The sequence below is a fragment of the Nocardiopsis sp. NRRL B-16309 genome (assembly GCF_001279585.1).
In the GTDB taxonomy this organism is placed as follows: domain Bacteria; phylum Actinomycetota; class Actinomycetes; order Streptosporangiales; family Streptosporangiaceae; genus Nocardiopsis.
Window position 1 is genome coordinate 105,770 of sequence record NZ_LGEC01000092.1, and the last position, 14,380, is coordinate 120,149.

Here is a 14,380-nt window from a genome sequence, read left to right on the forward strand (position 1 = left end):
CGTGAGCCCGCCCCTCCGTCCGGGGGCGGGCTCTTCGCGTGTCCGGGGGAGGGCGCGGCGGATCAGTCCCGGCGGCGGCCGTGGACGAGGCGGCGCAGCAGTGACTCGAAGGGGCCGCGCACCCCGCCCCGCCGCATGAGGTCGGCCGCCACCGCCGACCCCGCCCACACCGCCAGCGCCAGCGCGCAGGCCGACGGGGCGGTGAGCGAGGCGCCCAGGCCCAGGGCGAACGGCGAGAGCAGCCCGACGAACACGAACGACTGCGCCACGTAGAAGGTCATCGACCGCTGTCCCAGGGCCACCAGGGCGGCGGTGACCGGCCCGTGCGGCGGCCGTGGCCCGGAGGCGGCCAGGGCCACCAGCGCCGCCAGGCCCACCCCCGCGCCCAGGCCCGTCGGCAGGTGGACGGCGGCCAGGACCTGAGCCGCCAGGGGCGAGGGCGCGTGCCAGGCGCCGGCGTGGGCCAGCGCGGCCGGGAGCCCTCCCACGACGGCCGTGCCGAGGCCCGCCGCCGCCGTCGCCGTCAACAGCCGCCGGTGCCGGGCGGGCTCCTCCAGCACCCGCCGCCGGGCGGCCCAGACCCCGGCCAGCACGGCCGGCAGCACCGTGAGCACACGGCCGAGCGTCTCGACGGGCAGGGTCCGGAACCGGTGGACGGCGGCCGACCAGGGGTCGGCCATCGTCACCGACGCGGTGATGACGTCGATCTGGCCGGACAGCTCGCCGGCCGACACGATCCAACCGACCGCGGCCGCGGGCACCACCAGGGCCGCCGCCCCCCACAGCAGCGCGCGGTCGCTCCACCGCAGGACGCCGGCGCCCAGGAGGGCGATCAGCCCGTACACGCCGATGATGTCGACGAAGACGAGGGTGTGGGCCAGGCCGAACGCGACCATCCACGCCCCCCGGCGGCGGATGAGCCCGCGGGCACGCGGCCAGTCCGTGCCGTCGCGGGCCGCGGCGCGCTCGGTGATCTGGACCAGCGCGTAGCCGAACAGCAGGGCGAAGAGCGGCCGTGCGCGGTGGTCGACGAACAGGGACAGGAGGATGTTCACGGCGCGGTCGGGGACCGAACCGGTGGCGACGGTGACGAAGAGGGGCGCGTGCGCCAGGGCGATCAGCAGCAGCATGTAGCCGCGCGCCAGGTCGGGTACGAGGGCGCGCGGCGAGGGCTCGCGTGCCACGGCGGACACGGCGGTGCTCTTGGGAGACGGCATGACTCTCCAGACGTGCGGACGCCCGCGACGGCGGACCCTGGTGGGGGACCGCCCTCGCGGGCGTACTGGGTGCGGGTGGTGGAGCTGTGGGTGCTGTGGGGTCTACTCGGCGGCCGTGGTCCGCTCCGTCCACTGGTAGAGGGGCGGGCGGTCCGTGCCGCGGGTGGAGGCGACGCACTCGAAGTGCTCGTATCCGCCCCGGTGGGGGATCTTCACGGTGGTCTCCCCCGAGCGGAGGAAGTACCGCCGCAGATCCGGCGGGAGGTCGGTGGGGCCTCCCACCAGGAGCACGTGGGTGACCACGGGAACGTGGTCGGGTGCGTGGTCGGGGGCGTCCGGCTGGTCGGATCGGCTCATGGTCACCGCTCCGGGTGCGGGGCGAGTTCGATCCGGCCCTCGGCCAGGCGCTTGCCGAACTGGTGCAGTCCCACGTCCACCGCGACGCGGCCCGCCCCCAGGTCCTCGGGCTCGGACGCCGAGCACTCCAGATCCGAGCCGAACTCGCCGAAACCCGTGAAGTGCGTGGAGCACGCGACCACCGCGGCGGCGGGGGAGGCCAGCGCCCCCGCGCGGTGGGCCGCCACGGCGGCGGCCTGCCGGAACCCCTCCACGATGAAGGGGCCCGGCACGTGGTCGTAGTCGTGGTCGAAGAACGAGGGGTGCGTGCGGTCCACCGCGTAGGCGAACCGCGTGCCGCCGTCCCCGGACGCCCCGGTGTCGGCGATGACGACGTTGCGCCGGTCCAGGCGGCCCACCTCGGAGGGCTCCAGCGGAGCCGGAGCGTCGGCCGGGGCGGTCGCGGTCCGCGCCGCGGGCTTGCGGGAGAGCTGGAAGGCGCGCAGCGCCTCGTAGTCCTCCGCCGGCATGAACACCACGTCGGCGGTCAGCGTCATCGCCGTCGCGCCGTCGACGGTCACCTCGCCCTCCAGCGACAGTTCGGAGAAGTCCGCGCCCCGCTTCTTGCGGTCCCCCACGCGGTAGCGCAGCACGCCTTCCAGGGGGGAGGCGCCGTCGTCGGCGTAGGGGGCCAGGTCGGGCACGCGGAAGGCGAACCGCTGGAGGGTGAACGGCAGGCCCACCGGGACGCCCAGGTGGCGGTGGATCGCCACGAACGACCCCTGCCGGGCCGCCTCGGCCACCGAGAACGTGTCGTGGCGGGCCACCGCGCGGTCGAACCACAGGGTGTGGGCGCGGGGGAGCTGGAGGGCGAGGTGGATGTCGCCGTCCTCGTCCTGGAGGGAGTCGGCGACGAACACCTCGCCGATGGCGCGCCGGTGGGCGAGGGAACAGGGAACGGACTGCTCGAAGCTCAGGCCCTGCGCGGGTCTGGCCGGGGCCTCGGGCGGATGCGCGGTCATGGGAAGCGGTCCTCCTGCTGGGTCGTGGTCGGGGGGTACGGGGAGAGCGGTTCAGGAGCGGGCGACGCGGCGCCAGACGGTGTCCAGGACCGAGGGCCCGTTCTGCTCCAGGTAGAAGTGGCCGCCGGGGAACAGGTGCGACTCGAAGCCGCCCCGCGTGTGGTCGGCCCACCCCTGGAGCTGCGCGGGCGTGACCGTACGGTCGTCGGCCCCGCCCAGGGCGGTGACGGGGCAGGTCAGCGGCGGACCGGGCCGGTAGGCGTAGGAGTTGGACAGCTCCAGGTCGGCGCGCAGGATCGGGGCGAAGTGGGCCCGCAGCTCCGGGGAGGAGCGCACGGCCTCCGGCACGCCCTGGTAGACGCGGTCGACCAGGCCCAGCAACTCGTCGTCGTCGCGTGGCAGCTCCAGGCTGGCCCTGCGGGTCAGTGGCGCGGACCGGGCCGAGACGACCAGGTGCGCCGGCGGCGCGCCGGCCCGGGTGAGCGTGCGCGCCACCTCGAAGGCCACGGCCGCGCCCAGGCTGTGCCCGAACAGGGCGACCGGGCCCTCGCCGCCCTCCAGGACGGCCGCGGCCATGTCGCGGACGAGGCTGGTCCAGTCGCTGACGAAGGGTTCGCGGGTGCGGGCGGCGCGGCCGGGCAGCGTCGCCGCCCAGACCTCCACGTCGGGGGCCAGCGCCGGCCCCCACCGGTGGAACATCGCCGGACCCCCGCCGGAGTGCGGGAAGCACACCAGGCGCAGGGTCGCGCCGGGCTGGGGGACCGTGGCGCGGATCGCGGCGGTCCTGGGCGCGGCGGGCGCCTGGCGGGTGGCCAGCGCTCCGGGCGGACTGGTCGGGGCCATCATCGGTCACTCCCCACGGTGGCGGGCTGGGCGCCCGCGTTGTCGGTGGCGATGGCCCGGGCCAGGCCGTGGACGGTGCCGCCCTCCATGACCTCCAGCAGCAGCTGGAGGCGCACCTTCATCCCGAGTTCGTTCTCCACCTGGTTCTTCAGCTCGACGAGGACGAGCGAGTCCAGGGCCAGGTCGGTCAGCAGCGACTCCGCGGGCACCGCGCCGGGGCCCGCCAGACCGAGGGCGTCGGCCACGCGCTCGCGTACGAACAGCTCCAGCCTGTCGACGAGGCCGTCCACGGGGAGCCCGGAGGGTGCCTGCGTGCCCGGCCCGGACACCGGCTCGGCGGACCCCGCCGCCGGTGCGGTGCGGGGCGCCGGCGTGCCCGTGCCCGGCGGCAGCCAGTGCCGCTCGCGCTGCCAGGGGTAGAGCGGCAGGCCGACGCGGCCCGCGGGCGCGGGGTGCACGCCCGCCCAGTCGATGTCGGCCCCGGCGGTGTACAGGCGGGCCAGCGACCGGTCGAGGGAGTCCGCGAGCGCGCGTCCGCGCCGCAGGCTGCCCACCGCGGTCGCGTCCGCGCCCGCCTCCTCCAGCAGGGTGCCGACGTCGCGCAGCAGGACCGGGTGCGGACCGATCTCCACGAAGGCGGACACGCCCGTCGCGGCGAGTGCGGTGAGGGCGGGCGCGAAGAACACCGCGTCGCGCAGGTTGCGCGCCCAGTGCGCGCCGTCCAGGGCCTGGGTGTCCAGGCGCGTCCCCGTCACGGTCGAGTAGAACTCGGCCCGTCCGGGGACGGCGGTGACGTGCGCCGCCTCCTCGGCGAGCCGGGCGGCCTGCTCCTCCAGCAGCGGGCTGTGGAACCCGTACTCCACGGGCAGGCGCCGGCAGGCGGCGCCCAGCGCCGTGGCCGCCTCGACCACGGCAGCCACGCCCTCGGGCGCGCCGGACACGACCGTCGAGCGCGGGCCGTTGACGGCGCCGATCCCGACGCCCTCCACCGCGTCGACCAGCGGCTCGACGTCGGCGAGGGGGAGCGCCACACTGGCCATCGCGCCGCCCCGGGCCCCGGTCTCGGTCAGCCGGGCCCGCCGCAGCAGCAGGTCGACGGCCTGCTCCCGGGTGAGCACGGCGGCGTCGGCGGCGGCCACGATCTCGCCCATGCTGTGCCCGACCACCGCGTGCGGCACCACGCCCCAGGAGCGCCACAGGGCCGCCAGGCCGAGCTGGAGCGCGGCGATCGCGACCTGGGCGATCTCGGTCTCGTGCAGGCGGGCGTCCTCCTCCGGGGCCCGCAGCTGCTCCAGCACCGACCAGCCGGCCGCCTCCCGGACCAGCGCGTCCCAGGCCAGGACCTCCTCCAGCACCACGGGCTCGCGGTCCAGCAGGTCCGCTCCCATGGCGGCCCACTGCGATCCCTGGCCGCTGAAGACGAACGCCACCCGGCGGTCGGCGGACGGGCGCGGGGGCACCGGGCGCGGAACGACCGCGCGCAACCGCCGGACCAGGTCGTCCGCGTCCTCGGCGGTCAGGCACAGGCGGTGCGCGTGGTGCCCCCGGCGCAGTGCCGCCGCCGCGCACACCCGCTCGGCCTCCGCCCGGTCGGTGCCCTCCAGCCGGTCGGCGTAGCGCCCGGCCAGGGCGGCTAGCGCCGCCTCGCTCCGTGCCGACAGCGGCAGCACGAGGCGGCCGGGCCGGGCCGCCGCCGGGTCCCCGGCGGGCGCCTCGCGCGGCGCGGCGGCCACGACCGCGTGCGCGTTGGCGCCGCCGAACCCGAAGGAACTGACGGCGGCCAGCGGGCGCGGTGCCGGGGCCAGGGGAGTGGGTTCGGTGGGCAGCGTGAACCGGGTGCCCTCCAGGTCGATCTCGGGGTTGGTGCGGCGCAGGTGCGGCAGCGGCGGGGCCTCGCCCTTCTCCAGCACCAGCAGCGCCTTGACCAGGCCGGTGATCCCGGCCGCGGCCTCCTGGTGGCCCACGTTGGCCTTGACCGATCCCAGCGCGCAGGCGTGCTCGCCCCGGCCGTAGACCTCGCGCAGGCCCTCGACCTCGATGGGGTCGCCGAGCGGGGTGCCCGTGCCGTGCGCCTCGATGTACACGACCTCCTCGGGCGAGGCGTCGGCGTCGGCCAGGGCGCGGCGCAGCAGCGCGGCCTGCGCCCGCGGGTTGGGGGCGGTGAGGCCGTTGGTGCGCCCGTCGTGGTTGGCGGCGGTGCCCCGGATGAGGCCGCGCGGGCGCCCGCCGACGGCGTCGGACATCCGCCCGAGCAGCAGGACTCCGCAGCCCTCGCCCCGCACGATGCCGTCGGCTCCGGCGTCGAAGGGACGGCACCGGCCGCCCGGGGCCAGGGGCAGGACGCGCCCGGTGACCTCGGTGGACAGCGGGGACAGCAGCACGTTCACGCCGCCGACCAGCGCCAGGTCGCAGTCGCCCTGGCGCAGGGCCCGCACCGCCAGGTGCACCGCCATGAGCGAGGAGGAGCAGGCGGTGTCCACGGCCATGCTCGGCCCGTGCAGGTCCAGCAGGTACGACAGCCGGTTGGCGACGATGCTGTGCGCGCCGCCGGGCGCGGTGTAGGCGTTGATCGGCGCGGCCCCGGCGATCTGCATGGTGAGGTAGTCGCTGCCGTACACGCCCAGGAACACGCCGGTGGAGCGTTCGCGCAGCCGCTCGACGGGGAGTCCCGCGTCCTCCACGGCCTCCCAGGCGGTCTCCAGCACCAAACGCTGCTGCGGGTCCATGCGCGCGGCCTCGGCGGCCGTGATCCCGAAGAACGCGGCGTCGAAGGTGTCGACCTCGTCCAGCTGTCCCGCCCACCGGTCGTTCGGCGCGCGGTCGGCGGCGGACGGGGCGACCGCGCCGTCGGTGCCGGCCGAGGACGTCCCGCTCCGCCGCGGAGCGGTCCCGGGGCGACGGCCGTCGGGGGCGTCGGTCATCGGCGCGACGGCGTCGGTGCCCTCGCGCAGCAGGTCCCAGAACCCGTCCGGGTCGCTCACCCCGCCGGGCACGCGCAGACCCGTCCCCAGGACGGCGATCGGCTCGTGCCGGGCCGCCTCCGCCTGGCGCAGGCGGCCCCGCGCCTCCCGCAGTTGGAGCAGCGCCCGTTCGAGCAGGGCGCGCTGGTCGCTTCGCTCCGTCATCGGTTCTCCCTCTCGTCCAGCTCGTCCAGCTCCTCTTCCAGGAGCGCGGTCAACTCGTCGTCGTCCAGGCCGGACAGGTCCTCGGCCGCCTCGGGAGCGGGCGCCCCGCCCCTGCCGCCGGAGCCGGACGGTGCCTCGGGCGCGCGGGCCGGGCCGGGTTCGGGGTCGATCCGGGCCAGCAGGCCCTCGGCCAGGTCGTCCACGGTGGGGTGGGCGAAGACCATGGCCGCCGACAGGCGCACGTCCAGCGCCGACTCCAGTCGGTTGCGCAGCTCGACGGCCATCATCGAGTCGAAGCCCAGGTCCTGGAACGGCACGCCGTTGTCGAGCGAGGCGGCCGGGGCCCCCACGATCGCCCCGACGTTCTCCAGCAGGAAGGCGCGCATCTCCGCGGTCCGCCGCTCGTGCGTACCGGCGGCCAGGACCCGGGTCCGCGCGCCGCCGCGCGGCGCCGCAGCGGCCTCGTCGGCGCGCATCAGCCCGTCGAGCAGCTGCCGCGCCACCGGCGGGACCGAGGACCGCGCGACGTCCTCCCAGCGGAACGCCGCGGCGACCACGTGCGGCCGTCCCGAGCGCATCGCCTCCTCCAGCAGGGCCATGGCGGTCTCCGGCTTCAGCGGCGGGACGCCGCGCGCGGCCAGGCGGTCGGCCCCGCCGCCGGTGACGGCCAGGCCGGTGTCCGACCAGGGGCCCCAGCCGACGCTGACCGCGGGCAGGCCGCGGGCCTGGCGGTGCACGGCCAGGACGTCGATGAGGCTGTTGGCCGCCGCGTAGGCGGCCTGCCCGGGCGAGCCGAGCACGGCGGCCAGGGAGGAGAAGAGCACGAAGTGCTCGACGGGCTGGTCCAACGTGGCCTCGTGCAGGTGCCAGGCGCCCGCAGCCTTGCCGGACACCGCCCGCTCCACGGCCGACCGGTCCAGGTCGGCCACGAGCCCGTCCTCCAGCACACCCGCCAGGTGGAACACCCCGGCCAGCGCCGGGTACCTCTCGCCCAGGCCGGCCAGCGCGGCGCACACCCGCGCCGGGTCGGCCACGTCGGCGCGCACCGTGCGCACCCGGGCCCCGGCGGAGCGCAGCGCCGCCAGCTCACCGCGCACCTGCGCGGTGGGTCCGCGTCGGCCAAGGAGCAGCAGGTGCCGGGCACCGCCCTCCACGAGCCGGCGCGCGGTGTGCAGGCCGAGCGCGCCCAGGCCGCCCGTCACCAGGTAGGTCCGGTCCGGGCGCAGCAGCGCGCCGTCGACGGCGGTGAGGGGCAGCGGCGCCAGCCGGGGGGCCAGCAGGGTGTCGCCGTCCACGCGGAGCTGGCCGGGGGCTCCGGCCGAGCGCAGCCCGGCGGCCAGGGCCGCCACGCCCCCGCTCCGCACCGGCCAGGGCAGGTCGACCACGGACACCTCCAGTTCGGGGTGTTCGTTGGCGGCCACCCGGCCCAGGCCCCACAGGCCCGCGCCCGCCGGATCGGCGCCCGCCGGATCCGACCCCGCGGGATCCGTGCCCGCGGCGTGGTCGGCGGCGTGCACCCCGCCGGTGACCAGCCAGATCCGGGGCGGATCGGCCGGCCACGCGCGGCGGCCCACGGCCTGGAGCAGATCGAGGGCGCCGAGCGCGGGACCGGCCAGCACGCCGGTGTCCAGGGCCGTGCGAGGAGCCAGGGCCCGCAGGTCCACCACACCGCTCAGTCCGTCCCCGGCGACGCCGTCCAGCAGGTCGTCGTAGGCCGCCGGACCGGACCCCGGCGCCGGTGCGCGGACCACGGTGGCCGCTCCGCCCGCCGAGACCAGGCGCGCGGCCAGGTCGTCGGCGGTGCCGGAGGCGTCGGCGAGCAGCAGCCAGCGGCCGTCGCCCGCCGTGCGCCCGAGGGCCGCCTCGCTCCAGCGCAGCCCGTACAGGCGCCCCTCGTCGGCGCCGCGCTGCCTCGCCGCCAGGGTGACCCGCAACCGCGCGGCCCGCCACACGACGGTGCCCTCGGTGTCGTACACCGTGACCTCGGCGGCCAGGTCGCGCCCGCGCGAGGGCAGCAGCCGGGCGTGGCACCAGGCCTCGCGGGCGGGCGCGGCGTCCTGGCGCGACCACAGGCCCTGCACGCCCGCGGGCAGGGGCAGCTCCCCGGCGCGGTCGCCGACCGAGGCCGCCACCACGTGCAGGCAGGCGTCGAGCAGGGCGGGGTGCAGCGGCGCGGAGTCCGAGGCCAGACCCTCGGGCAGCACCATGCGGCCCAGGGCCTGCCCGGGCCCGGACCAGAGCTCGGCCAGGCCGCGAAAGCGCGGGCCGTAGCGGAGCCCGGACTCGTCCAGGCGCTCGTACAGCACCCCGGCGTCCGTCGGGTCGGGGCAGGCACCCCGGACCTCCTCCAGCGGGGCGCACACGGGGGCGGACTCCGCCTTCTCGTGGACCACGCCCCGGGCGTGCACGACCGTACGGCCGCCCTGGCGCGAGGTGACCAGCAGGCGCGACCGGCCGTCGTCGTCGGGCCGCAGCGAGAGCTGGAGCCCGCGGTCGCCGTCCTCGGCCACCGCGTACGGCTGGACGAAGGCCACCTCGTCGGCGCTGGCCGCGCCGCCTCCCGCGCCCGCCGCCCGCGCGGCGGCGGCCAGCCAGTACGCGCCCGGCACCAGCGCCACGTCGTCCACGACGTGGTCGGCCAGCTCCGGGGCGCCGGCCAGGTCCAGGGGCAGCGTCCACACGCGCAGGTCGGGGTCGGCGCCCACGTGCACGCGCTCGCCGAGCAGGGAGCCCGTCCGGTGGGTGCGCGCGGCGGCGCCCGCGCGGGCGCCGCGCAGCAGCGGGAAGTGCTGGTGGTCCCAGCCGTGCGGGGGCAGGTCGACGTGGGCGGCCCGGGTGCCGTGGTGGGCGCTCCAGTCCACCGCCGCGCCCGCGGCGTACAGCTCGCCCAGCGCCCGCAGCATGCCCAGGGTCTCGTCCTCGTCCCGGCGGGCGGAGGAGACCGACAGGGCCCCCTCGACCCCGGCCGTGACCTCGTCCACCGAGCGGATGAGCACGGGGTGCGGGGCGACCTCCACGAAGGTGTCGTAGCCGTCGTCGAGCAGCCGCTCCAGGGCGGGAGCGAAGCGGACCGTGGCCCGCACGTTGCGCTCCCAGTACTCCGGGCCCAGCTCGCGGCCGTCGATCGGCTCGCCGGTGACCGTGGAGTACAGCGCCGTCCCGGCCGGGCCGGGCGCGATACCCTGGAGCGCGGCGCGCAGCCGCGCCTGGATCGGCTCCACCTGAGGGCTGTGCGCCGCGAACTCCACGGTGACGCGCCGGGCGAAGACGCCCTGGGCCTCCAGCTCGGCCACGACCTCGTCCAGGGCGTCCGGTGTCCCGGAGAGCACCAGCGCGCGGGGGCCGTTGAGCGCGGCCACCGACAGCACGTCCTCGCGGCCCCGCAACAGGGCGGTGGCCTCGTCCACGTCCAGCTCGACCAGCGCGAGCCCGCCCGTGCCCGTCAGCTCGGTGAGCAGGCCGCTGCGCTCCACCACGATCCGCGCGGCGTCGGTCAGCGACAGCGCGCCCGACACGTGGGCGGCGGCGATCTCGCCCATGCTGTGGCCGACCACCGCCACGGGGTCCACCCCGAAGGCCCGCCAGGTCCGGGCCAGGGCCACCTCCATGGCGAACAGCGCGGGCTGGATCTCGGCGGTGCCCTCGGCGACCAGCCCTCGCTCGTCGCTCCACAGGGAGCGCCCGAGCCAGCGGGAGATCTCGACGTCGCACGCGCGTACGGCCTCGCGGAAGGCGGGCACGGACGCGGCCAGGCTCCGGCCCATGCCGTTCCACTGCGACCCCTGGCCGGGGAAGACCAGGACGGGTCGGCGGGTGCGGCGCGCGGCCTCGCCCGGACCGCTCACCGCGGGGTGCGGCCGACCGGCGGCCAGCGCCCGCATGCCCTCGGCGAGGGAGGCGGCGTCGGAGGCGACCACCGCGGCGCGGTGCCGGTCGTGGTCGCAGCGCAGTGCCGCCGCGGCCGCGGCCCGGGGCAGCCATCCCGGGTCGTCGGCGCGGCGGTCGGCCTCCTCGGCCCAGCGCCCCGCGCGCCGCGCCAGCGCCTCGGGCGACCGCGCCGAGACGGGCACCAGCAGCGCCCGTCCAGCCGAGCGCCCGGACACGCCCACCCCACCGAGCACGTTTTCCCCACTGGGTACGCCTGCCCTACCGGGTACGCCTGCCCTACCGGGTACGCCTGCCCCACCGGGCACGCCTGCCCGATCGGGCACGTGGTCGCCACCGAGTACGACTGCCCTACTGGGCGTATCCACCTCGATGGGCACGACCGCTCCACCGGGTGCGGGGGCGGCGGAGAGCACCAGGTGGGCGTTGGTCCCGCCGAACCCGAACGAGCTCACCCCGGCCAGCGGCGCGGCGTCCCCGCGCTCGGGCCAGGGCTCCAGTTCCGTCTGCACCCGGACCGGGATCCGGTCCAGGCCCAGCATCGGGTTGGGCCGCTCGAAGTGCACGGTCGGCGGCAGGGTCCGGCGGTGCAGCGCGAGCGCGGTCTTGACCAGCCCCGCCACTCCGGCGGCCGCCTCCAGGTGGCCGACGTTGGACTTGGCCGAGCCCACCCGCAACGGGCGGTCGTCGGGGCGCCCCGCACCGAGCACCGCGCCCAGGGCGCCGACCTCGATCGGGTCGCCGACCGCGGTGCCGGTGCCGTGCGCCTCCACGTAGTCGACCTCGGCCGGGTCCACGCCCGCCGCGGCGTAGGCCGAGCGCAGCACCCGCTCCTGGGCCAGGCGGTTGGGCGCGGCCAGGCCGTTGGTGCGGCCGTCCTGGTTGACGGCGCCGCCGCGCACCACGGCGTACACGCGGTCGCCGTCGGCGAGGGCGCGTGAGAGCCGCTTGAGGACGACCACGCCCACGCCCTCGCTGCGCACGTAGCCGTCGGCGCGGTGGTCGAACGCCTTGCAGCGGCCGTCGGGGGCCATCAGGCCGCCGCGGCTGAAGCCCATGGCGATCCGGGGGCTGGTGATGACGTTGACGCCGCCCGCCACGGCCGCCGTCGCCTCGCCCGACCGCAGGGCCTGGCAGGCCAGGTGCACCGCGACGAGGGAGGAGGAGCAGGCGGTGTCCACGATCATCGAGGGCCCGCGCAGGTTGAGGCAGTAGGAGAGCCGGTTGGCCACCACGCTCAGCGCCCCGCCGGTGCCGTCGTAGGGCTGGACGTCGTCGCCGGAGGCGAACAGGGCGGCGCCGTGGTCGTAGGTGGAGGCGCCCATGAACACCCCGGTGGCGGTCCCGGCCAGGCTCGCCGGACCGGTCCCGGCGTCCTCCAGGGCCTCCCACGCCACCTCCAGGACCAGGCGCTGCTGGGGGTCCATCCGCTCGGCCTCGCGCGCGGTCAGGCCGAAGAAGGCCGCGTCGAACCCGGTGACGTCGTCCAGGAAGCCGCCCCACCGGGTGTTCATCCGGCCGGGGACGGCGGGGTCGGGGTCGTACAGGGCGCGGGCGTCCCACCGCTCGGCGGGCACCTCGCCGACGGCGTCGCCTCCCTCCGACAGCAGGGTCCAGTACTCCTCCAGCCCGCCGCCGCCCGGCATCCGGCAGCCCATGCCCACGATGGCGACGGGGTCGCCGTCGTCGGCGGTGGCGTCCGGGGCCGGACCGGCCTCGTCGACGGCGTCCACGCCCCCGGCGCACACGTGCTCGGCGGCGAGTTCGACGGTGGGGTGGTCGTAGGCCAGGGTGGGCGCGACCGTGACGCCGGACCAGCGGCGCAGCTCCTCGGTCAGCTCCACGGCCTGGACCGAGGACAGGCCGACCTCGGTGAAGGGCGTGTCGGGGCCGATGGAGGCGGGGGGAACCGACAGGGTCGCGGCGATGTGCCGGATCATCCAGTCGATGACGGTCTCGCGGTCGCCGGTCACTTGGCGTCCTCCAGTTCCGGAGCGGGGCGGGCGGGCGTCAGGGCGCCGGACTCGTAGGCCGTACGGCAGGCCCGGCGCTGGATCTTGCCGCTGGTGGTCTTGGGCACCGAGCCCGGCGTCACCAGCAGCACGGTGTCGGGCTGGACGCCGTGGGCGCCGCCCACGGCGGCCCGCACGGCCCGCACCACCTCGCCGTGGTCGGCGCGGCGGTGGGCGGGGTCGAGTTCGGCGACCACGACGAGTTCCTCGCGGTCCCGGCCCTCGACGGCGAAGGCGGCCAGGCAGTTGCGGCGCACCGCCGGGTGCGCCGCCTCGACGGTGGCCTCGATGTCCTGCGGGTAGTGGTTGCGGCCGTCGACGATGACGACGTCCTTCATCCGCCCGCACACGTACAGCTCGCCGTCCAGGAGCACGCCCAGGTCGCCGGTCCGCAGGAAGGGCCCGTCGCCGCTGTCGGCCAGGTGCGCCCGGAAGGTCTCCTCCGACGCCTCCGGGTCGTTCCAGTACCCGGCCGCGACGTCGGGTCCGGCCGACCAGATCTCGCCCACCTCGCCGGGCGCGACGGGCAGGCGGGTCGCGGGGTCGACGATCTCCAGCCGGCGCCCCTCCATCGGCCGCCCGGAGGAGACCAGGACGTGGGAACCGCCCGTGACCAGGCGGCGATCCTCCTGCAGGGCCGCCAGGTCCACGCCCACGCTCGGCGGCACCGCGCCGATGCGCGAACCCGTGACCATCAGGGTGTTCTCCGCCAGCCCGTAGCAGGGGTAGAAGGCACGCCCGCTGAACCCGTGGGGCGCGAAGGCCCGGGTGAAGGCCTCCATGGTGGCCGCGCGCACCGGCTCGGCGCCGTTGAAGGCGATCTCCCAGCCGCTGAGGTCCAGCCCCTCGCGGTCCTGTTCGGGTATCCGGCGCAGGCACAGGTCGTATCCGGAGTCGGGGGCGCCCGAGACCCGCGCCCCGTACCGCTCGACCGCGCGCAGCCAGCGGACCGGCTTCTGCACGAACGCCAGGGGCGGCATGAGCACGGCCTCCAGGCCCACGAACACCGCCGGGAGGAGGGTGCCGATCAGTCCCATGTCGTGGAAGAGCGGGAGCCAGCTCACGATGACCGTCGCGGGGTCGTAGCGCCCGGCGCGGCGGATGTACTCCTCGTTGGCCGCCAACGCCTCGTGCGTGACCACCACGCCCTTGGGGGCCGAGGTCGAGCCGGAGGTGTACTGGAGGAAGGAGACGTCCGGGGCCCGCTCGCCGACGGGCCGGTAGCCGGTCGCGTCGTAGGTCTCGACCGCGTCGACCGCGATCCAGCGCAGCGCCGCCAGCTCGGGAGCCGAGGCCGTGAAGGCGGCCCGGTAGTCCACCGTGCCCGTGGACAGCACCGCGACCGTGCCGGAGTCGGCGCCGATCGCGCGCAGCGTGTCGATCTTGCGCTGGGAGTTGAGCGGGAACGGCGGGTAGACGGGGACCGCGATGGTGCCGGCGTACTGGCAGGCCAGGAAGGCCAGCACGAAGTCGATCGGGTCCGATACGAGCACCATGGCCCGGTCGCCCGGCCGGGTGGCCCGCTGGAGGTGGGCGGCCACGGCGCGCACCTGGAGTTCCAGTTGGGCGAAGGTCAGGGTGCGCGCCTCGGTCTCGCCGTCGGGCAGCGAGCGGTAGGCCGTCTTCGCTCCCCGCTCCCGGGCTTGAGAGGCCAGCGCCTCGGCGAGGTTGGGCGCGAGAGGGAACGTCGTCATTATCCACCCCAGAGATTGCTGACACGGAACGTCGGAAAACCTTTCCGGTCCGCGTCGTGCAGCGGTACCGTGTGAGGTCTGACCCCGGTTATCGTCCAGCGCCCGTGCGGGCGGGAGCAAGGACGAAGCCGTTCCGGTAAAGAGTTCTCCACGCTCCCTCCACGCGGTTTTGACAGGGAATGCACAGGGCCGTGAAAGGGAAATGCCAGAATGCTCTTCGGCCATGTCGGAAGGAACTGGACGGAG

7 protein-coding genes are annotated in these 14,380 nt (G+C 76.6%); all 7 read right to left on the reverse strand.

Features of this window, described 5'->3' with window-relative positions; translation table 11 throughout:
• Nucleotides 1-62 precede the first annotated feature (62 nt).
• Nucleotides 63-1,217, reverse strand: coding sequence for a DUF418 domain-containing protein (locus ADL05_RS21210; protein WP_053618740.1), 1,155 nt, complete (start codon nt 1,215-1,217; stop codon nt 63-65).
• A 102-nt stretch (nt 1,218-1,319) separates the two neighbouring features.
• Nucleotides 1,320-1,574 (reverse strand): DUF5988 family protein, encoded by a 255-nt coding sequence (locus ADL05_RS21215; RefSeq protein ID WP_053618741.1) that lies wholly within the window; start codon nt 1,572-1,574, stop codon nt 1,320-1,322.
• A 2-nt stretch (nt 1,575-1,576) separates the two neighbouring features.
• A complete protein-coding gene (locus ADL05_RS21220) occupies nt 1,577-2,575 on the reverse strand; it encodes an AfsA-related hotdog domain-containing protein (RefSeq protein ID WP_053618742.1) in 999 nt (332 codons plus the stop codon).
• Between the two features lie 51 nt (nt 2,576-2,626).
• Nucleotides 2,627-3,418 (reverse strand): thioesterase II family protein, encoded by a 792-nt coding sequence (locus ADL05_RS21225; RefSeq protein WP_197285880.1) that lies wholly within the window; start codon nt 3,416-3,418, stop codon nt 2,627-2,629.
• Nucleotides 3,418-6,543 carry a type I polyketide synthase gene (locus tag ADL05_RS32320; protein WP_053618744.1) on the reverse strand — a complete coding sequence of 1,042 codons (3,126 nt, stop codon included), beginning with the start codon at nt 6,541-6,543 and terminating at the stop codon, nt 3,418-3,420. Before ADL05_RS32320 ends, ADL05_RS21225 begins: the two co-directional genes overlap by 1 nt.
• Nucleotides 6,540-12,401, reverse strand: coding sequence for a type I polyketide synthase (locus tag ADL05_RS21235; protein WP_053618745.1), 5,862 nt, complete (start codon nt 12,399-12,401; stop codon nt 6,540-6,542). Before ADL05_RS21235 ends, ADL05_RS32320 begins: the two co-directional genes overlap by 4 nt.
• Nucleotides 12,398-14,134, reverse strand: a complete 1,737-nt coding sequence (locus tag ADL05_RS21240) for a fatty acyl-AMP ligase (protein ID WP_053618746.1) — start codon at nt 14,132-14,134, stop codon at nt 12,398-12,400. Before ADL05_RS21240 ends, ADL05_RS21235 begins: the two co-directional genes overlap by 4 nt.
• Between the last annotated feature and the right edge of the window lie 246 nt (nt 14,135-14,380).

Bases quoted from the DNA above. Each gene is read 5' to 3' on its own strand.
- ADL05_RS21210 (WP_053618740.1), bottom strand. From the start codon at position 1,217: ATGCCGTCTCCCAAGAGCACCGCCGTGTCCGCCGTGGCACGCGAGCCC.
- ADL05_RS21215 (WP_053618741.1), bottom strand. From the start codon at position 1,574: ATGAGCCGATCCGACCAGCCGGACGCCCCCGACCACGCACCCGACCAC.
- ADL05_RS21220 (WP_053618742.1), bottom strand. From the start codon at position 2,575: ATGACCGCGCATCCGCCCGAGGCCCCGGCCAGACCCGCGCAGGGCCTG.
- ADL05_RS21225 (WP_197285880.1), bottom strand. From the start codon at position 3,418: ATGGCCCCGACCAGTCCGCCCGGAGCGCTGGCCACCCGCCAGGCGCCC.
- ADL05_RS32320 (WP_053618744.1), bottom strand. From the start codon at position 6,543: ATGACGGAGCGAAGCGACCAGCGCGCCCTGCTCGAACGGGCGCTGCTC.
- ADL05_RS21240 (WP_053618746.1), bottom strand. From the start codon at position 14,134: ATGACGACGTTCCCTCTCGCGCCCAACCTCGCCGAGGCGCTGGCCTCT.